The 20,222-nt window shown below is 33.8% G+C and carries 18 protein-coding genes and 1 rRNA gene; 18 read left to right on the plus strand and 1 reads right to left on the minus strand.

Features of this window, described 5'->3' with window-relative positions; translation table 11 throughout:
- The first annotated feature begins 125 nt into the window (after positions 1 to 125).
- From ACYQ39_RS11430 to galT, 8 genes are all read left to right on the plus strand, one after another.
- On the plus strand, positions 126 to 716 hold the full coding sequence (locus tag ACYQ39_RS11430; RefSeq protein WP_459843173.1) for a 5-formyltetrahydrofolate cyclo-ligase: 591 nt from the start codon (positions 126 to 128) through the stop codon (positions 714 to 716).
- 84 nt (positions 717 to 800) lie between these two features.
- Positions 801 to 1,964, plus strand: coding sequence for a LacI family DNA-binding transcriptional regulator (locus tag ACYQ39_RS11435; RefSeq protein ID WP_459844352.1), 1,164 nt, complete (start codon positions 801 to 803; stop codon positions 1,962 to 1,964).
- Between the two features lie 113 nt (positions 1,965 to 2,077).
- Positions 2,078 to 3,376, plus strand: coding sequence for an ABC transporter substrate-binding protein (locus ACYQ39_RS11440; protein ID WP_459843175.1), 1,299 nt, complete (start codon positions 2,078 to 2,080; stop codon positions 3,374 to 3,376).
- 85 nt (positions 3,377 to 3,461) lie between these two features.
- Positions 3,462 to 4,376, plus strand: a complete 915-nt coding sequence (locus tag ACYQ39_RS11445; protein ID WP_459843177.1) for a carbohydrate ABC transporter permease — start codon at positions 3,462 to 3,464, stop codon at positions 4,374 to 4,376.
- 15 nt (positions 4,377 to 4,391) lie between these two features.
- Positions 4,392 to 5,234: a carbohydrate ABC transporter permease gene (locus ACYQ39_RS11450; RefSeq protein ID WP_459843179.1), complete on the plus strand. Its 843-nt coding sequence runs from the start codon at positions 4,392 to 4,394 to the stop codon at positions 5,232 to 5,234.
- A 24-nt stretch (positions 5,235 to 5,258) separates the two neighbouring features.
- On the plus strand, positions 5,259 to 6,242 hold the full coding sequence (locus ACYQ39_RS11455) for a carbohydrate kinase family protein (protein ID WP_459843181.1): 984 nt from the start codon (positions 5,259 to 5,261) through the stop codon (positions 6,240 to 6,242).
- Between the two features lie 36 nt (positions 6,243 to 6,278).
- On the plus strand, positions 6,279 to 7,781 hold the full coding sequence (locus tag ACYQ39_RS11460; RefSeq protein ID WP_459843183.1) for a glycosyltransferase: 1,503 nt from the start codon (positions 6,279 to 6,281) through the stop codon (positions 7,779 to 7,781).
- Positions 7,782 to 7,799: 18 nt separating this feature from the next.
- Positions 7,800 to 8,807, plus strand: a complete 1,008-nt coding sequence (gene galT / locus ACYQ39_RS11465) for a galactose-1-phosphate uridylyltransferase (RefSeq protein WP_459843185.1) — start codon at positions 7,800 to 7,802, stop codon at positions 8,805 to 8,807.
- 53 nt (positions 8,808 to 8,860) lie between these two features.
- Here the strand turns inward: galT and ACYQ39_RS11470 are convergent, their stop codons facing one another.
- The gene (locus ACYQ39_RS11470; RefSeq protein WP_459843187.1) at positions 8,861 to 9,583 is read right to left on the minus strand and encodes a ZIP family metal transporter; all 723 of its coding nucleotides are present in this window, start codon (positions 9,581 to 9,583) and stop codon (positions 8,861 to 8,863) included.
- A 221-nt stretch (positions 9,584 to 9,804) separates the two neighbouring features.
- Between ACYQ39_RS11470 and ACYQ39_RS11475 the strand changes: the two genes are divergently transcribed.
- The 10 genes from ACYQ39_RS11475 (at position 9,805) to ACYQ39_RS11520 (ending at position 20,208) form a co-directional block, all read left to right on the plus strand.
- Entirely contained in the window at positions 9,805 to 10,593 is a 789-nt protein-coding gene (locus ACYQ39_RS11475) for a Cof-type HAD-IIB family hydrolase (RefSeq protein ID WP_459843189.1), read from the plus strand.
- A gap of 52 nt (positions 10,594 to 10,645) precedes the next feature.
- Positions 10,646 to 11,440, plus strand: coding sequence for a Cof-type HAD-IIB family hydrolase (locus ACYQ39_RS11480; RefSeq protein ID WP_459843191.1), 795 nt, complete (start codon positions 10,646 to 10,648; stop codon positions 11,438 to 11,440).
- 44 nt (positions 11,441 to 11,484) lie between these two features.
- Complete coding sequence (locus ACYQ39_RS11485) at positions 11,485 to 12,276, plus strand: Cof-type HAD-IIB family hydrolase (protein WP_459843194.1); 792 nt, start codon at positions 11,485 to 11,487, stop codon at positions 12,274 to 12,276.
- Positions 12,277 to 12,320: 44 nt separating this feature from the next.
- Positions 12,321 to 13,631 (plus strand): AAA family ATPase, encoded by a 1,311-nt coding sequence (locus ACYQ39_RS11490; protein ID WP_459843197.1) that lies wholly within the window; start codon positions 12,321 to 12,323, stop codon positions 13,629 to 13,631.
- 64 nt (positions 13,632 to 13,695) lie between these two features.
- A complete protein-coding gene (locus tag ACYQ39_RS11495; protein WP_459843199.1) occupies positions 13,696 to 14,322 on the plus strand; it encodes a YigZ family protein in 627 nt (208 codons plus the stop codon).
- Positions 14,323 to 14,793: 471 nt separating this feature from the next.
- On the plus strand, positions 14,794 to 15,252 hold the full coding sequence (locus ACYQ39_RS11500; RefSeq protein WP_459843202.1) for an RrF2 family transcriptional regulator: 459 nt from the start codon (positions 14,794 to 14,796) through the stop codon (positions 15,250 to 15,252).
- Between the two features lie 224 nt (positions 15,253 to 15,476).
- Entirely contained in the window at positions 15,477 to 16,655 is a 1,179-nt protein-coding gene (gene nifS, locus ACYQ39_RS11505; protein WP_459843205.1) for a cysteine desulfurase NifS, read from the plus strand.
- A 12-nt stretch (positions 16,656 to 16,667) separates the two neighbouring features.
- Positions 16,668 to 17,069 carry a Fe-S cluster assembly scaffold protein NifU gene (nifU, locus tag ACYQ39_RS11510; protein WP_459843207.1) on the plus strand — a complete coding sequence of 134 codons (402 nt, stop codon included), beginning with the start codon at positions 16,668 to 16,670 and terminating at the stop codon, positions 17,067 to 17,069.
- Between the two features lie 19 nt (positions 17,070 to 17,088).
- Positions 17,089 to 18,165, plus strand: a complete 1,077-nt coding sequence (mnmA, locus tag ACYQ39_RS11515) for a tRNA 2-thiouridine(34) synthase MnmA (RefSeq protein ID WP_459843210.1) — start codon at positions 17,089 to 17,091, stop codon at positions 18,163 to 18,165.
- A gap of 507 nt (positions 18,166 to 18,672) precedes the next feature.
- A 16S ribosomal RNA gene (locus ACYQ39_RS11520) occupies positions 18,673 to 20,208 on the plus strand.
- The last annotated feature ends 14 nt before the right edge of the window (positions 20,209 to 20,222 follow it).

Below are 20,222 nucleotides of genomic sequence, written 5' to 3' on the forward strand. Positions count from 1 at the left end.
GCTATGAGCCAATTCAAAATCTTTAAACCCCTCTATGAAACTCTTCGTGATAAAGACCATCTACACACAGCAGATGACAGATAGCTGTGGCACGAAAGTTTCACTTTATAGAAAGGAGTAAGATAATGACTAAAAATGAACAAAGAAAAAGGTTGCTTGATAAAAGAGATAATTTGACTAAAGAGGAGATAATAAAGAAGAGCAGACAAGTAAAAGAATATTTATTTCAACAATCAGAATTTAGAAATGCTAATCGAATTATGTTTTATGTAGCTTTCAGAAGTGAAGTAGAGACAGAACTAATGATAAAAAGATCTTTAGATTTAGGTAAAGAAATAGTAGTACCAATAACTAATAAGAAACAGAAGAAGATGGAATTATCATTATTGAAGAACTATAATCGTGAATTAGAACTAGGAACATATGGAATTTTAGAACCTAAGGATAAATATATAAGACCAGTTAATCCAGAGTCTTTAGATTTAATTATTGTGCCAGGAGTTGCTTTTGATTCTCATGGTAATCGATTAGGGTATGGTGGAGGATATTATGATAGATTATTTGATATTATAAGTGAAATTCCTAGAGTTGCTTTAGGATTTGAATTACAGATAGTAGATAAAGTAATTACTGAGGAGCATGACTTTTCAGTAGATAAAATAATCACAGAGAGAAATATATATGTAGTAGTTGAAAGATTTACTATGAAACTTTAATTAGGTTAGGAACAATTTCTCTTGACAGATTAGCAATTTAAAGTTATAATATAAATGTAATGGATTTCATACAGAGAAGGAGAACTGAAGATGACGACTATAAAAGAGGTTGCACAAGAAGCAGGAGTTTCTACAGCTACCGTATCTAGAGTACTAAATGGTAGTAATAAGGTTAGACAAGAAACTAAAGAAAAAGTAAATAAAGCAGTTGAAAAATTAGATTATGGTAATGATGAGTTAAAATCTAAAAATAAAGAAACTACTATAAAAGATGTAGCTAAACTAGCACGAGTTTCTGAAGCAACTGTATCTAGAGTATTAAATAATAATGATGTTGTTATTCCAAGAACTAGAAAAAGAGTAAAAAAAGCAATTGAAGAATTAAATTATAGTCCTAATATGAATGCTAGATATTTGCGACAGGATAAAACAAAATTAGTTGGATTAATAATACCAGATATATCTAACCCATTTTTTGGCAATATAGTTAAAGGAGTTGAAAATATAGTAGACCTTTATGGATATAATGTCGTATTATTTGATACTGATTTTGAGTTTGACAAAACTAAAAAAGCTGTTCAAATTTTAGAAGATAGAAGAGCAGATGGTATAATATATATGGGAGGCAAATTTGATAAAAAAAGAGCTGAACTATTAGAAGAGCTTAATTTTCCAGTAGTTTTAATTTCAAGAGAAGAATCCGAGGTTAAATTTCCAACAGTTAATATTGATAATTATAAAGCAGCTTATGATATGACTGAATATTTAATTGATTCCTCTTACAAAAAAATTGGATTTATTAGTGGTTCATTTTCAGATGAAACTGCAGGTGTTAGAAGATTAAGAGGTTTTCAACAAGCTATAGAAGATAATGATTTAAAGTATAAATCTGAATGGATAGTAGAAGGCGATTACACTTTAGAAAGTGGTTATCAAGCTATGAAAAAAATATTAGCATCTAATAAGTTACCTGAAGCTATATTCGCTGCAAATGATGAAATGGCTATTGGAGCTATGCAAGCAAACAAAGAGGCTGGTTTAAAAATACCCAATGATATTGGTATTGTAGGTTTTGATAATGTTAAACTGTCTCGTTATGTTATACCTAAATTAACGACTATAAGTCAACCAATTTATCATTTAGGTGCAGTAGGCATGAAAATGTTAATAAAACTAATTGAAAATAAACCATTAGAAGAAGAGAATGTTATGCTAGATTATGAATTGATTGTTAGAAATTCTAGTTAGAAGTGAGAACTATTTTTTGTTATGTAAAGCGTTTCATACATAAAAGATGATAAAGTATAAGTTTATAACCTCCATAATGCTTTATTTATATAAATAAACTTAGGGGGGATAAAATGTTTAAAAGAAGGAGCATTGTAGTAGCATTATCTTTAGTATTAGTACTATCGCTCTCATTAAATGCTGGAGCTTGGTGGATCTTTGGTGATGACAAAGAGAAAAATAAAGATAAGGTAGTGAAGTTAACATTTTGGCATGGTATGGAATCGGGAGTTAATAATAAAGCATTGAAGAAGAAAGTAAAAGAATTTAATCAATCTCATTCTGATATTCAAGTAAAGTTGCAGAGTTATGGTGCAGCAGATAATGCTGAGAGTAAAGTTATGACTGCAGTAGCAGGTGGCAATCCACCTGAAATGATGTGGATGGGACCTCATATGACAGGACAATTAGCAGAAGCTGGTGCTTTAGCTCCAGTTGAAGAGTTTATTCAGAATGATTCTAGTTTCGATAAATATGATGTTTATGATTCTTTATGGAAGGTGTCTTCTTATCAAGGAAAAATCTACACAGTACCATTTGAAGCAAATAACTTAGGTGTTTTCTATAATAAGGATTATTTTAAGCAAGCTGGAATTGAGAAAATGCCAAATACTTGGACAGAGTTTATCAAAGTAGCTAAAAAGGTACAAGAGAATAGTGATGCTAAATATGGTTTCCAAATTCCGATGGGAACTGGGGAATGGACTGTTTGGAATTGGGAAGCTTTCTTAAGGCAATCTGGTGGTGAATTCTTAAAGAATAATGGAACTGAGATTGCTTTTGATTCTTCAGATGGGGCAGAAGCTTTACAGTATTGGGCTGATTTAAAATATAAGTATAATGTAGCTAATTTCTCTCAAACTGGTGCTGGCTATAAGACTGGTGATTTAGAGTCAGGAAGAATAGCAATGCAAATTATTGGTCCGTGGACACTTCCACAGCTTAATAAGACTGATTTAAATTATGGTACTTTTATGTTACCAAAGCAAGAAGAAAGAGGTACTAGTCTTGGTGGAGAGAATTTATACATCTTCAAAACTACTGAAAGAAAAGAAAAAGCTGCTTGGGAATTTGCTAAGTATGTTATGAGTGCTGACTTCCAAGTGGAATGGGCTAAGAAAACAGGTTATCTTCCAGTAAGTAAGCCGGCAATGAATAGTGAAGAATATCAGACATTTTTAGATAATAATCCAGAGGTAAAAACATTTACTAAGCAAATGAAGTATGGATTTGCACGACCAACTGATCCAGCTTATTCAGATATCTCCAGTGCATTAGGTAAAGCGATTGAAAAAGTTTTATATCAAAAATTAACTCCTGAAAAAGCGTTACAAGAAGCAGCTAGAAAGGGTCAAGAAGCATTAAATGAATAAATCATTATAGTTGGATTAGAGTTTGGTGGGGAGATTCCCCCACCAACTCACTTAAAAAAAGCAATGAAGAATGGAGGAGGATAAAATGCCTAACCTCAATACGGAAAAAGGTTCAGTTAGTAATATAAAGAATATACTCAGTTTGGATGAAGAAGATATTATTAGTTATCTATTTATAGCTCCAGCTATGCTATTTATTAGCGTATTTATTCTAATACCTATTCTATTTAATATTATTCTTAGTTTTACTAAATGGAATGTAATTAGTTCTATGAAATTTGTAGGTTTAAAAAATTATATAGAAATGTTTCATTCTCTGGAATTTTGGAATGCTTTTGCGAATACTGGTTATTTTGTAGTTATAACAGTTCCTTTAACTGTAGCTTGTTCTTTATTTTTAGCAATTTTATTAAACCAAAAGATAAAAGGATTAGGTTTTTTTAGAACGGCATTTTTTAGTCCGCAGGTAATTTCTTTTGTTGCAGCAGGATTGGTTTGGGTTTGGATGTTAGATTATGATAAAGGATTAGTAAACTACTTACTGGGCATAGTAGAAGTTGATCCAATTCATTGGTTACAAAGTACCACTTGGGCTATGCCAGCAGTTATTTTGCTGACTGTATGGAGGTTTGCAGGATATTTTATGGTGGTTTATCTAGCAGGTTTACAAGGAATTCCAGAATCTTATTATGAAGCAGCTAGGTTAGATGGAGCAGGGTCTGGTTGGAAATCATTTAAACATATTACTTGGCCATTATTAAAGCCAACTACATTGTTTGTTACAATTATGATGTTATTCTTTAGTTTTAGAGGTTTTGCTCAGTTTCATGCTATGACTAAAGGTGGCCCAGTGGGATCTACTACAGTTTTAGTATATCATATGTATGAATTAGCTTTTGATAAATTCAATATGGGGGAAGCTTCGGCAGTAGCCGTGATCTTATTGGTTGTGACTATGATTGTAAGTAAAGTACAGATGAACTTATTAGAAGATGAGTAATAAGGAGGGGTGGAAATGAGTACATCAAGTTTAAATTCTTCCGGAAAACTAAAAAAAACAGGTGTTTATATTTTATTAATAATTAATACGATTATAGTTTTATTTCCTTTCTTTTGGATGGTAAGTACTGCTTTAAAGACTAGAAGTGAAATCTTATCTAGCCAAACAATTACTTTACTACCTAAAAAATCAAATTGGAGGAACTTCATTCAGGCTTGGAGTAAAACTAATTTTGGTCGTCAGTTTACTAATAGTATGGTAGTGGCCATTATTATTACCTTAGGTCAAATTATAACTTCCGCTATGGCTGGGTATGCTTTTGCCCGTTTTGAGTTTAAAGGAAAAAAACTCTTATTTGGCATCTTATTAACAACTTTAATTGTGCCTTTCCAAATGAGATCAATTCCTGTGTATGTAATAATTTCTAAATTAGGATGGTTAGATAGTTATAAAGCGTTAATTATTCCTTCACTGGCTAATGCATTTGGAATTTTTCTATTCAAACAATTTTTTTCTCAAATTCCCTATGCTTTAGAAGAAGCTGCCTTAATTGATGGGGCTAGCAGATGGCAAATTTTATGGAAAATAATGGTTCCCTTATCTAAACCAGCAGCAGTTTCATTGTCTATCTTTACTTTTACTGCTGAATGGAATATTTTATTCAAGCCATTAATTTTAACCCGTTCCCAGGCTATGAAAACAGTTCAATTAGGACTGACTACTTTCCAAGATCAATTTTCTACTAATTATACATTATTAATGGCAGCAGCTACTTTTGTGACAGTACCTGTATTGATTTTATTTTTGATTGGACAACGGCAGTTTATACAAGGAGTTGCTAATACAGGTATCGATTAAAATTTAACTGTGGGGGTTGGTTACATGTTTGAATTTAATCAAGGAATGAATTTTGATAATACTGAGTTAGATGTTTTAACAGTAGGTGAAGTTTTAGTAGATATAATTTCAGATAAGCTAGTTTCTTCTTTAAAGGAAACTAAAAGTTTCAATCGCTATTTTGGTGGTTCACCTGCTAATATAGCCATAAATATTAAGAAGTTAGGAGCTAAATCTGGTCTGATTAGTAAAGTAGGTGTTGATGGATTAGGAGAATATTTAATTGAAAAATTACAAGTTAGTGGGGTAGATACTAGAGGAATTATCAGTGATGTTAATTATAACACATCAGCTGTATTAGTTACTCAAAGTAAAGATACTCCAGAATTTATAGCCTATCGTGATGCAGAAAAGTACATTACTGAGGAAGATATTAAAGAAAAACTAATTTCAGAAACTAAAATTATTCATTTATCTACTTTTGCTTTAGCTGCTCCAGTTACTCGTCAAACTTTATTAAAAATAGTTGCAATAGCAAAAGAAGAAGGTAAGATTATTTCTTTAGATCCTAATTATCGACAACAGTTGTGGGAAGGTGAAGAAGATGGGCCGACTTTCATCACAAAATTACTACAGGATGTTAATATTACTAAACCTTCTTTGGATGATGCTAAAGCTTTATTTGGTTCAATGACTAAAGAAGAATATATTGTAAAATTTCATCAAGCAGGAGCCGATTTAGTAGTTTTAACTTTAGGAGCAGATGGAGTGTTAGTATCTACAGGTGATGAGACTATAAAATTAGATACTTTTGCTACTAAAGTGGTTGATACTACAGGAGCTGGAGATGCATTTTGGTCTGGAATGTATGCCTCTTTAGTTGCTGATGATAAGTTAGAAACAGCGATTAAAGTTGGTAATGCTACAGCTGCGTTAGCTTTACAACAGGTAGGAGCCGTAGCTGAGTTGCCAAATAAAGATGAGATAGTACAAGAGTTTGATATTAAGCCGCAGGTTACTCTAGTTTAAAAATAATTAATATAAGAAATATAAGGAGGATAAAACATGTCTAAACCAGAATTAGTTACATTTTTAAACCCTCAAGGTAATTTTGATCCAAATGATAGTTATTGGACTGAACATCCTGATTTTGGAGGGCAACTTGTTTATGTTAAAGAAGTTTGTTTGGCAATGGCTGAGGAATTTGATGTTCAAATTGATATTATTACTCGTCAAATAAAAGATGAAGCTTGGCAAGAATTTGCTAGACAATTTGATTCCTATATTGATAGTGATAAGGTCAGAATTATTAGATTGCCTTTTGGGGGAGATAAATTTTTAAATAAAGAGCAGTTATGGCCTTATCTTAATAAATATGTAGATGAAATCATTGATTTTTATCAAGCAGAAGGTCAAATGCCTGATATTACAACTACTCACTATGGTGATGGTGGATTAGCAGGAGCAATATTACAAGAAAAAACAGAAATTCCATTTACCTTTACAGGACACTCCTTAGGTGCACAGAAGATGGATAAATTTGATATTGATGAAGGTAATATTGAAGAACTAAATGATAAATTTAATTTTCATAGAAGAATTATTGCTGAAAGGATTAGTATGCATAATTCTGTTACTAACTTTGTTAGTACGACGCAAGAGAAAATGGAGCAGTATTCACATCAAGCTTACCAAAGTGCAGTAGATGTAGAAGATGGAAATAAATTTGCAGTAGTTCCTCCAGGAGCCAATACTGATATTTTTAATCCTGATACTCCAAATGAAACTGAGAATAAGATACAACAAAAAATTAAAAAAGTGTTTAAGCGTGATTTAGATGCTGATCGGAGAGAACTACCAGCTATTTTAGCAGCTAGTCGTTTAGATCATAAGAAGAATCATATTGGTTTAGTAAAGGCTTTTGCACAGAGTAAGGAATTACAACAGAAAGGCAATCTAGTAATTACTTTACGAGGGATTGATAATCCATTTGAAGATTATTCTCAAGCAAGTGATGATGAAAAAGAGATTTTAGATGAGATAATGGATATTATTGTTGAATATAACTTACAGGGTAAAGTAAGTATGTTCTCTCTTGCTAGTCAAAAAGAATTGGCAGCTTGTTATCGAACACTAGCAGATTATAAATCAGTTTTTGCTCTAACAGCTCATTATGAACCATTTGGTCTTGCTCCAGTAGAAGCAATGGCATCAGGACTTCCAACAGTAGCTACTAAAAATGGTGGTCCCAGTGAAATTATGGAAGATGATCAATATGGTATTCTAGTTAATCCATCTGATCCAGTTGATATTGCACAAGGATTATTAAAAATAGTTAGTAGCAATGATAATTGGAAAAAGTATCGTGAGGCTGGAATTAAACGAGTTAAAGATCAGTACACTTGGGTTAGTACTGCTAAGGGTTATCTAGACAGATTAGAACAAGTTTTAGTAGATAAGGAGAGATATATGCCACGAAATAAATTTCAAATTCCAGATTATTTTTTAAGTGGCAAAAAAAATAATGATATTTCTTTAGCTAAGTTAAAAGAGTTATATTTGGGTTAGTGTGTAAGGAGGATTAAAATGTCAGAAGTTAGACAAGACATAGTTACAGGTGATAGGGTAGTAATTGCTGCTAAGAGAGGTAAAAGGCCACACGACTTTGAACAGGATGATGAGACAACTAAAGACAATGATTATTGTCCTTTCTGTTATGGTAATGAAGTTGATACACCTTCAGAGATTATGGCTGTAAGTGATAATCCTAATAGGGAGGCTAATGAATCAGGTTGGAAAATTAGGGTTGTTCCTAATAAATTTGCTGCTTTAGATATTGATAAAAAATTAAGAAAAGATAAAGTAGGATTTTATAATAAGATCAGTGGAGTTGGAGCAGCAGAAGTTGTTATTGAATCTAATGAGCATGATAGTACTTTTGGTAGTCATTCTATAGATCATATAGAGGAAATTATTAAGGTTTTACAAACTCGGCATAATGATTTAGCTGATGATGAAAGATTAAAGTTTATTCAAATTTTCAAGAATTTTGGTGGTGCTGCAGGAGCTTCTTTAGAACATCCTCACTGGCAAGTTATGGCTACGCCAATAGTTCCTTCTGTTATTCAAAAAGAATTAACAGGAGTTAAAAAATTCTATGAAGAAGAAGGAAACTGTGTATATTGTGAAATGATTGATTATGAATTAAAGCAAGAAGAAAGAATTATTGTGAATAATAAAGATTATGTTGCTTTTAATCCTTATGCTTCTCGATTTCCTTTTGAAACTTGGATTCTTCCTAAAGAGCACCAAGATAGTTTTAGTCAAATTAAGGGGCAACAGATTGGAAGTTTGGCTCAAATTTTAAAGGAAATAGTGAGAAAATTAGAAATAGGATTTAATTATGCACCCTTTAATATAATTTTACATACTATTCCTATTATTAAAAATAAAGAGCTAATTTATCATTGGCATATTGAGATTTTACCAAGATTATCTATAACAGCTGGATTTGAGTTAGGAACAGGTTCTTATATTAATCCTACCCCACCTAAGTTGGCAACGGAATCATTAAAGGATATTAAGATTGATTAACTTTTATAATTTGATTGAACATTAAAAGCTTCCGATTAGGGAAGCTTTCTTTTTTAAAAAGTTAAAGTAGCTGAGGTGAATATTTCTCCTAACAGAAAACTGACTAAGAAACCAATTAGAACCCCTAACCCTTCGAATTTATTACCTATTTTAACTGCTCTAGGAATCATTTCATTAGTAATCATATATAGAATTGCCCCTCCAGCAAAACCCATAATCGAACCCAACCAAAAATCTGAAAAGTTAACTAGATATTTATAACCAATAATAGCTCCTAGTGGATTGATTAGAGAGATAATTCCAGAGACTAGGTAAGCGTATTTTCTCTTGAAATCACCTACATTGATCATTTCTTCAGTAGTTAAAAATCCTTCGGGAATATTATGCAAGAAGATAGATGCGGCTAGAACTAAGCCTAGTCCACCTTTATTAGTAGCAAAGCCAATGCCCATACTAATTGATTCTGGTAGATCATCTAATAGAGTACCTAAAGCAATGCCTAAACCAGGTTTAAAATTTTCCTCTATATATTCATCAGCTATTAAAAAGAAAATGCCACCTAAGATAAAGCTAATAGAGCTACCTAGTATTCCAGATTCTCGATAAGATTCTGGAATTAAAGAGAAAGAGATAACTGAAATTAAAATGCCAGCACCAAAGGACAAGATAAAAGATAAAAAATTATCTGTTGTTTCTTTAGTGCCTAAGTAGCCTCCTAATAAGATTGTACTACCTGCTAAAGAACTATAAATAATTACTCTAAGCAGATTATTCATTCTTCCCATCTCCATCTAGCTAAATTTTTCTTCTTTATTTAGTTTAATAATTTCTTATAAAAATATGTATTACTATTAGTAATAAGCAACTTATTCTCTTTTAAGACAGGTATTTAATGATAAAACTAGAAGTATAATATTGATATAGTGTGTCATTTTCAGTGACAGGATATATCTATAAATAATTTGAAATTAATTAAATATAATATGGAGGGAATAAAATGAGTTATAAATTAGTAGCAATAGATATGGATGGAACTTTACTTAATAATAATCACCAAGTATCGACTAAAAATAGGGAAGTTATTAATAGGTTGGCCGATCAAGGAGTTCAGTTTGTTCTAGCAAGTGGTCGACCATATCAATCTTTACATCCCTACACAGAAGAACTAGAGGTTTATTTACCATTAATTTCAGCTAATGGCTCTATAGTTAAATGTACAATAACTGATAAAGTTTATCATAAAGCAGATATGCCTTTAGAGTTGGCCCAAGAGATTTTAGATTATGGTTTGGAAAATAATTATGGTGTAAGTCTATATTTTGAAGATGATATTTATACTTTTGATGAAGAGTTGGCTCGTGGACATCAAGAATTAGAAGGATTAGATGTGGAAGTAATAGATGATTCTAAATTAGAAGAGCCACCAGTTAAGATTATATATTATGATAAAGTTGATAAAATAGATAAGGCCTTTTCTAAACTTGCTAGTGATTATGAAGATAGATTATATATTACTAGATCTGATGATGAGTATGTAGAAGCAATGAATTTAGAGATTTCTAAAGGACAGGCTTTAGAGTATTTAATGGATAGATTAGATTTGATTCCAGAAGAAGTAATTTCTATTGGTAATAATTATAATGATGTAGCTATGTTTGAGGTAGCTGGTTTAGCAGTGGCAATGGATAATGCTCCAGATGCAGTAAAAGAGAAGGCTGATTTTGTAACTAAAAGCAATCATGAGAATGGAGTTGCTTATGCTTTGGAGAAGTTTATAGTTGAGTAAAGTAGTATGAATGTTAGGATTCTGGTATTGAGATTTGTTTGGGAGTGATAAAATGGAATATAAGTTAGTAGCTATTGATATGGATGATACTTTATTAGATGATCAACATAGGGTTTCTAAGAAGAATAGAGAAGTGATTAATTATCTATTAAAACAAGGAATAAATGTAGTCTTAGCTAGTGGCCGCCCTTTTGGTTCTTTAGCTCCTTATGCTCAAGATTTAGGAATAGTAATGCCTATAATTTCAGCTAATGGTTCTTTGATTAAATGTTTATTAACTGATAAGATATATCATAAATTAAACCTCCAATCAGAGTTGGCCCAAGATATTTTGGAATATGGTAAAGAAAATGATTATATTATCAGTGTTTATTATGAAGATCAGATTGCAACTAATTATTCTAAGCGAGCTGAAATACATAGAGAATTGAAAGAAGTTGAAACTGTTACTATTGATAGAGATTTAGAAATAGATAAAGCTCCAATTAAACTATTGCTTCATCATGAAGAAGAAGAAATAGCAAGAGCAGGTTTTGATCAATTGAGATCGGAATACTTAAAAGAGTTATATATTACTAGTGCTGGCGGATCATCAATAGAAGTTATGAATCAAAAAGCGACAAAAGGGAAGGCCTTAGAGTATGTAGTTGATAGATTGAATATTGATTCTGAATCAGTTATAGCTATTGGTAATGGACATAATGATATTCCAATGTTTGAAGTAGCAGGTTTATCTATTGCTATGGATAATTCATTATCTCAAGTAAAAGAGGTAGCCGATTTTGTAACTAAGAGTAATCAAGAAGATGGAGTTGCTTATGCTTTAGAAAAGTTTATTGATGAATAATCAGTATGAGTGAAAATATCATATATTAGTTTGGGAGTGATAAAGTGTCCTATAAGCTAGTAGCTATAGATTTAGATGGAACCTTATTAGATGATAGATGTCAGATTTCAGAATATACTAAAAGGGTTTTGTTAAACTTAAAAGAAGAAGGAGTAAAAATTATTTTAGCTAGTGGTCGTCCTTATCAGTCTATGTTACAGTTTGCTAAAGAATTAGACTTAAATACTCCATTAATTGTTAACAATGGTGCTTTAATTAAGCAACCTGATGAGAATATAATATCTCAAGAGTTTATTCCTTCTTCTATAGCAGAGAGATTATTATCTTATGCTAGAAGGGAAGATTTACATATTAGTTTTTATTTCCCTGATAGAATTTGTGTAGCAGATATAACTGAAAAAGCAGATGTGCATATTAAAGAAGAGAAAGTAGATCCCCAGCCAGTTGGAGATTTGGCTGAAACTTTAAATGGTAACTTAATTAATATTCTATTTAATGTAGATAGTTATCGAATAGAAAAAGTAGTAATAGATTTAAAAGAGAGATTTGCTGATGAATTATCAATTGCACAGACCACAGACAATTATATAGATATTATGGCAGCTAATGTAACAAAAGGTGCTGCTTTAGAAGATTTAATGGACCAATACCATCTTAATTCGACGCAAGTGCTGACTTTCGGTAATAATTATAATGACTTATCAATGTTAGAATTGGCTGATTGTGGAGTAGCAATGGATAATGCACCAGATGAAGTAAAACAGAGCGCTGATAGGATAGCTAAAGATAACAATCAAGATGGAGTAGCACTTATATTAGAAGAATTATTCTTTTAAACGTCAGGATTAGCCTGGCGTTTTCATTTTGGAGGTGAATAAATATGGACTTATTTAGTCAACAAATAAACCAAGATGATAATGATAAACCATTAGCAGCTAGAATGAGACCAGAAAGTTTAGATGAATTTGTAGGACAAGAGGAGATTGTTGGTGAAGGTAAATTACTGCGCCGATCTATTAAAGCTGACCGGTTACAGTCAGCTATTTTTTATGGGCCAACTGGCACTGGCAAGACTACTTTAGCTAGAATTATTGCCAATACTACAGCAGCAGATTTTGAAAGCTTAAATGCTGTTACTTCAGGAGTAAATGATCTTCGTAAAGTAATTAAGCGGGCCAAAGAACGAAAAGGAATGTATAATACTGATACGGTTCTTTTTATAGATGAAATTCACAGATTTAATAAGTCACAACAAGATGCTTTATTACCAGCTGTAGAGAAAGGGACTGTAACTCTAATTGGTGCTACAACAGAGAACCCTTACTTCGAAGTTAATTCCCCTTTAGTATCTAGGTCAATGATTTTTCAGTTACAGAAGTTAACTAGAGATGCTATTATAAAAATTTTAAAGCGGGCTTTAGAAGATGAAGAATCTGGATTAGGTAGATATCAAGTAGAAGCTAAAGAAGAAGCATTTGAACATTTGGCTCAAGTAGCTAATGGTGATGCTAGACAGGCTTTGAATGCTTTGGAATTAGCAGTCCTAACTACTCCAACTAACCAAGATGGAGTTAAGAAAATCACTTTGGGAGTAGCCGAAGAATCGATTCAACAAAAGGCTATAAAATATGATCAAGCAGGAGACCAGCATTATAATGTTATTTCTGCTTTTGTTAAGAGTCTACGAGGCTCTGATCCTGATGCTGCTTTATACTGGTTAGCAAAGATGATTAAAGCAGGTGAAGATCCAATGTTTATAGCTCGGCGGATGATTATTCATGCTGCTGAAGATGTAGGAAATGCTAATCCTCATGCTTTAATGTTAGCAGTTTCAGCTGCTAGAGCTTTAGAGTATATAGGTCTTCCAGAAGCTCGTATTCCTTTGGCCCAAGCTGCTATCTATATTGCTAGTGTGGACAAGAGCAATGCAGCTATTAAGGGAATTGATAAAGCCTTGGAAGCTGTAGAAGAAGAGACTACTTCTGGAGTACCAGATCATCTTAAGGATGCACATTATTCTGGTGCCCAAAATTTAGGTCATGGTAAAGGCTATAAGTATGCTCATGATTACCAAGATAATTATGTATCTCAGCAGTATCTACCTGATGAATTAGTAGGTAGCAAATTTTATCAACCTACTACTAATGGTTACGAAAAAAGAATTAAAGAATTTCTAGAACAGTTAGATTAAAACAAATTGACAATTGATAATTGTCATTGTAAATTCTAAATTAATAAGAGGAGGCGTCTGGAATATGACTGATAAATATCAGACGATATCTCAAGGGATGAGAATAAAAACTAAGATAAAAAAGTGTAAATTTATAACTTCAATCAAGAATGTTAATACTGTTAATAAGGCCGAAGAATTTATTGACCAAGTTTCTGAAGATTTTACTGATGCTACTCATAATGTATTTGCTTTTAAGATTGGATTAGGAGATAAGTCAGTTACTAGATCTAGTGATGATGGTGAACCTAGTGGCTCATCTGGACCACCTGCTTTACAGGCATTAGAAGGGGCTAATATTACTAATGTAGCTGTTGTAATCACTCGTTACTTTGGTGGTGTTAAGCATGGAGTGGGTGGATTAATAAGAGCTTATGGTGGTTGTGTTCGTCAAGCAATTGAGGAAACTAAGATAATAGAAAAGACAAGATACATAAAATTAAAGGTTTCTGTACCTTATAGTCAGATGGGCCAAGTGATCAATGATTTAGAAGGTCATACTGGTCAAGTTATAGATACTACATATACTAATGAAGGTGCTGAAGTTATAGCTTTACTACAACCTAGCTTTGTTACTGAATTTAAAGATCGAATTACTGAAGCCACTAAAGGACAATCTGAGTTTAAGAAAGAAGGAGATGTATTTAAGTAGTTTGTAGGTAACTATTAGTGAGATATTATTGATATAAAGTGGCACTTTCGCGCCACGGCTATCAGCAAATAGGTTCTATTACGAAAGATCTTGATTTCAAGACCTCTAAAGGATCTGTCGTCAGCAGATGGGCTTTATTACGAATAGTTTCTATGAAACTAGTAGGGTAGCTTAGTCAAATTTAAAATCATAAACACGTCTCAAATCCTTAAAGTGCAGGAATTGTAAGAATTTAGTTTTTGAATTGGCTGATAGCACATAGCAGATAGCTCACGACTGTGTCACCTGTGGTGACACAATATAGTTAAAATCAGATAATAAGGTTATTTTTCAATAACCTATATAATGAATACTTGATTAAATTGGGAGAAATAATAGAATTGAATTGACAAAACCCTAGTAATGTGGTAAGATTACCTTACAAATCCCAACAAGAAAGGTAGGGATTGAAGGTTGAAGGGGGTGTAGGAAATGAAGTTATCAACTAAAGGACGCTATGGTGTGCGAGCTATGTTTGACTTAGCTTTACACCAAGGTGATGGGCCTATCCCCTTGCGTAGTATAGCAGAGCGGCAAGGGATTTCAGAAAATTATTTAGAACAATTAATTGCTACTTTAAGAAATGAAGGGTTAGTTAATAGTGTACGTGGTGCACATGGTGGTTATTTACTAGCTAAAAAAGCTGAAGAAATAACAATTGGAGATATTATTAGAGTTTTAGAAGGTCCAATTGCTCTCTCAGATTGTGTTTCTGAAGATATAGATACAGAATGTGAAAATAGTGATGGTTGTGTAGTAAAGTTGATTTGGCAGCAGGTAAAAGATAATATCGATGAAGTTTTAGACTCAATTACCTTAGAAAATTTACGTCAAGAAGCAATCAATGCTAAACAAGACGGAAAACAGCATGGATATATGTATCACATCTAATCAGTCAACAGTGTACAATTCACAATTTACAGTTAAATCTCAAAAATAGTACAGTAATTTAAAATTGAATTTATAATAAAATTAAGTTTGAGTTTTAGTTTAAGCAATGTATAAAGTGAGTGATTTTAATATTTAGACTTAAGGTTAGGCCTTTTGAATTTTTATTTTTTTAACTGTCAACTGTACATTGTAAATTATAAACTAAACAGATGGAGGGAATAAAAGTGACAAGAATATATATGGATAATGCTGCTACTACTAAAATCGATCCTCAAGTTTTAGAAGTGATGAAACCTTATTTTGAAGAGGTCTATGGAAATCCTTCTAGTTTCCACTCTTTTGGTCGAGAAGCAAGAAATGCAATTACTGAAGCTAGGGATTCAGTTGCTAAATTAATTGGTGCTGATAAATCAAAAGAAGTTATCTTTACTAGTGGAGGGACTGAAGCAGATAATTTTGCTATTAAAGGAGTAGCTGAAACTTTAGAAGGTAAAGGAAGACATATTATTACTTCTTCTATTGAACATCATGCTGTTTTGCATACCTGTGAATACTTAGAAGAAGAAAGAGGTTTTGAAGTTACTTATTTACCAGTTGATGAAGAAGGATTGGTTGACCCTCAAGATGTTAAAGATGCTATTCGAGAAGATACTATTTTAATTACAATTATGTTAGCTAATAATGAAATGGGTACTATTCAGCCTATTTCAGAGATTGGTGAGGTAGCTCAAGAGGCTGGTGTTACTTTCCATACAGATGCAGTTCAAGCAGTAGGTAATATTCCAGTAGACGTTAATGAGCTAAATGTAGATTTGCTTTCCTTATCAGGTCATAAATTCTATGGCCCTAAAGGAATTGGCGCTTTATATATTAGGCAAGGTACTAGAATTAATAAGTTATTACATGGTGGAGCTCAAGAGAGAGGTAGAAGGGCAACAACTGAAAATGTACATGGTATTGTTGGTATTGGGAAAGCAGCTCGGTTAGCTAAAGAAGAGTTAGAAGAAAAGCAGGAAAAATTAATTAAGTTACGTGATAAATTAATTAATGGTATTGAAGAGAAGATTGATTATGTTAAATTAAATGGACATCGTACTCAGCGGTTACCAAATAACATTAACTTTAGTATTCAATATATTGAAGGTGAGTCTATCTTAATGAAGTTGGATTTAGAAGGAGTTGCAGCTTCTAGTGGATCAGCTTGTACTTCTGGTTCTTTAGATCCTTCACATGTTTTATTAGCTATGGGCTTATCTCATGAGGTTGCTCATGGTTCTTTACGTCTATCTTTAGGAAAGTATAATACTGAAGAAGAGGTGGACAGAGTTTTAGAGATTTTACCTAAGGTAGTAGCTGACTTACGTGCTATGTCTCCAATTTATAATCAAGAAGTAAAAGCATAAGGAGTGATAAATATGAAAGATTATTCAGATGAAGTTATGGATCATTTTAGTAGCCCAAGGAATGTAGGTGAACTAGAGGATGCAGATGGTGTTGGTCAAGTAGGAAATCCTCAGTGTGGAGATATTATGAAGATGTATATTAAGGTTGATAATGATAAGATTGAAGATATTAAATTTAAGACTTTTGGTTGTGGAGCAGCTATAGCTACAAGTAGTATGGCTACTCAATTAGTTAAAGGTAAAAGTATAGAAGAAGCTAGAGACTTAAGTAATAAAGCAGTGGCTGAAGCCCTAGGAGGACTACCTGCTCAGAAAATGCATTGTTCTAACTTAGCAGCCGATGCTTTACAGAAAGCAATTGATGATTATTTAGGAATTGAACGTGAGTATGAAGAGGATCATCATCACGAATAATAAATAAAGGGTGACTTAGATGTTAGATAAAAATAAAGTTGTTGTAGCAATGAGTGGTGGGGTTGATAGTTCATTAACAGCTGCTCTACTAAAAGATCAAGGCTATGAAGTAATTGGAATTACAATGCAGATTTGGCCTTCTGATGAAGTGCCAGAAGAGAATGAGGGAGGTTGCTGTTCTTTATCAGCAGTTGAAGATGCTCGTAGAGTAGCTCATAAACTTGATATTCCATTTTACGTAGTTAATTTTCAAGAATTATTTGAATCAACAGTAATTGAAGACTTTAAAGATGAGTATGCACAAGCAAGAACTCCTAATCCTTGTGTAGTCTGTAATAAGGAAGTAAAATTTGAAGCCTTTCTGCGTAAAGCTAAAGAACTAGGAGCTTATTATATGGCTACTGGACACTATGCTAAAATAGAGCGGACTTCAGAACGTAATCTATTAAAAAGAGCTACTGATTCTAAAAAGGATCAAACCTATATGTTATATAACATGACTCAAGAACAGTTAGAGCATACTTTATTTCCATTAGCAGATTACGAAAAGACAAAAACAAGAGAACTAGCTAAAGAGTATGGTTTAAAGGTTCATGATAAACCTGATAGTCAAGAGATATGCTTCATTCCTGATGATGACTATCAGCGTTTTTTAACTGATCATTATCCAGATATTATTGAATCAGGTCCTATTTTAGATTTAGAAGGGAATAAGCTAGGAGAACACGAAGGTTTACCCTTCTATACTATTGGGCAACGTAAAGGGTTAGGATTAGATACTCATAAGCGATGGTATGTTGTTGAGTTAGATCCAGCCAGAAATGCAGTTATTGTAGGAGATAATGAAGATGTATTTAGTAAAGAGTTAATAACTGAAGATATAAATTGGGTTGCCATAGATAAGCTAACAGAGCCTAGAGAAGTTGAGGCTAAGATCAGATATAATGCTCCAGCTGCTAAAGCTACTATTTATCCTGCAGCTGATGATGAAGTGAGAGTAGTATTTGTAGAAAAACAAAGAGCAATTACACCAGGGCAGTCTATAGTTTTTTATGATGATGATTTAGTTGTAGGTGGAGGATTAATTAAAGAGTAGTATTTTAGGGTCAGCATAAAGTTGGCCCTTTTTTATTTTTTCTATATCATTTATCAAATATCTTTAAATAACGCAAAAATTTATTGACATATTGATAAGAGACTGTTATTATATAAAGCGTCGCTTGAGAAAAGCGATAAATTTAATAGCTGAAAAATTCTTTTATATTGATTTTTAAGGTTATAAAAAATCTTGACAGTTTGAATCTTATTTGTTAGACTGTTAAGCGTGCTATTGAGAGAGCAAGAAATTTAAGATTTATAAATAAACTTTCTCAAAAAGAACTTGACAATCAATTTAAAGTTTGATAATATAATAAGTGTCGCTTGAAAGAAAGAGCCATTTTTTCTGGACAAGCGAAAAATAATTTAGAAACTTCTTGACAGAAAGATAAACATTTGATAATATAGTAAATGTCGCTTAAAAAGGCGACAGAGATTTCGGTCTTTGAAAACTAAACAATGTAACATCCGACTATTCCGAAGTCAGTGTCAAACTCATTTCCTTTTTTCGGAGAGTTTGATCCTGGCTCAGGACGAACGCTGGCGGCATGCTTAACACATGCAAGTTGTGCGAGAAAGTTACCTTCGGGTAACGAGTAAAGCAGCGAACGGGTGAGTAACGCGTAAGTTATCTACCTTTAAATCTGGGATAACTACTCGAAAGGGTGGCTAATACTGGATATTCTCTTTTTAGAGGAAAGATGGATTACTATCGTTTAAAGATGAGCTTGCGTCCCATTAGCTAGTTGGTAAGATAACAGCTTACCAAGGCAACGATGGGTAGCCGGCCTGAGAGGGCGATCGGCCACACTGGGACTGAGACACGGCCCAGACTCCTACGGGAGGCTGCAGTGGGGAATCTTCCGCAATGGGCGAAAGCCTGACGGAGCAATGCCGCGTGAGTGATGAAGGCCTTAGGGTCGTAAAGCTCTGTCTTGAGGGAAGAACAACTTAGTAGTGAACAACTGCTAGGTATGACGGTACCTCAAAAGAAAGCCCCGGCTAATTACGTGCCAGCAGCCGCGGTAACACGTAAGGGGCAAGCGTTGTCCGGAATTACTGGGCGTAAAGGGTGCGCAGGCGGTCTAGCAAGTCAGAGGTGAAAGCCACTAGCTCAACTAGTGAAAGTCCTTTGAAACTGTTAGACTTGAGAGTAGAAGAGGGAGATGGAATTCCTAGTGTAGTGGTGAAATACGTAGATATTAGGAAGAATACCAATGGTGAAAACAGTCTCCTGGTCTGACTCTGACGCTGAGGCACGAAAGCTAGGGTATCAAACGGGATTAGATACCCCGGTAGTCCTAGCTGTAAACGCTGGATACTAGGTGTTGGGGGTTCAACTCCCTCGGTGCCGTAGTTAACGCTTTAAGTATCCCGCCTGGGGAATACGACCGCAAGGTTGAAACTCAAAGGAATTGACGGGGGCCCGCACAAGCGGCGGAGCATGTGGTTTAATTCGAAGCAACGCGAAGAACCTTACCAGAACTTGACATCTTTCTGATATTCTTTTAACAGAGAAGTTCCCTTCGGGGACAGAAATGACAGGTGGTGCATGGCTGTCGTCAGCTCGTGTCGTGAGATGTTGGGTTAAGTCCCGCAACGAGCGTAACCCTTATTCTTAGTTGCCAGCATGTAATGATGGGGACTCTAAGGAGACTGCCGCGGAAGAACGCGGAGGAAGGTGGGGATGACGTCAAGTCATCATGCCCCTTATGTTCTGGGCTACACACGTGCTACAATGGCTTACACAAAAGGAAGCGAGACCGCAAGGTAGAGCCAATCCTGTAAAGTGAGTCTCAGTTCGGATTGCAGATTGCAACTCATCTGCATGAAGCTGGAGTCGCTAGTAATCGTGGATCAGAATGTCACGGTGAATACGTTCCCGGGCCTTGTACACACCGCCCGTCACACCACCCGAGTTGGGGGCACCAGAAGTCGCTGACTCAACCAAGTGAGAGAAGCGCCGAAGGTGTGCCCGATAAGGGGGGTGAAGTCGTAACAAGGTAGCCGTACCGGAAGGTGCGGCTGGATCACCTCCTTTCTAAGGAGTTAAAC

The organism is Halanaerocella petrolearia (assembly GCF_054657875.1).